Raw genomic sequence first — 520 nt, forward strand, 5'->3', positions numbered from 1 at the left:
TAGAGCGCTTCCCGTTTAATAAGCATCATAGCCACAGCTTGCGAAGTAGTTTTGGCATTCGTGTGGTTTGAACATGGTGACGATGGATCCGATGATATCCCACAGACCTGATACTGTCCGTTCGCCGATACGGCGCAGGTTTGCTTTGAGTTTTGAGAAGGCTTTCTCGATTGGGTTAAAGTCTGGGGAATAGGGCGGCAGGAAGGCAAGTTTTGCGCCGGCTGCTTCAATCAACAGCTTGACCGATAGGCGTTTGTGGCTGGAGAGATTGTCCATGATGACTGTGTCGCCAGGCTTGAGTGTTGGTACCAAGACTTGGTCGACATAGGCCTCGAACCAATCGCCATTGATGGGACCATCAAGCACCATGGGTGCGACCATGCCTGATAGACGCAGGCCCGCGACCAAAGTGGTTGTTTTCCGGTGTCCATGGGGAAAGCCCATGCGCAGGCGTTGACCTTTCCTGCATCGGCCATGCGTGCGCGCCATATTGGTGGCAGTCCATGTTTCATCGATGAAG

General features: G+C 53.1%; 1 protein-coding gene. It reads right to left on the minus strand.

Going from position 1 to position 520, the window contains the following annotated elements; translation table 11 throughout:
• Positions 1-15: 15 nt before the first annotated feature.
• On the minus strand, positions 16-520 hold a 505-nt coding region (locus tag B7364_RS07925), incomplete at its 5' end, for an IS630 family transposase (protein WP_157893577.1).

Source organism: Aquidulcibacter paucihalophilus (genome assembly GCF_002105465.1).
GTDB lineage: Bacteria > Pseudomonadota > Alphaproteobacteria > Caulobacterales > Aquidulcibacteraceae > Aquidulcibacter > Aquidulcibacter paucihalophilus.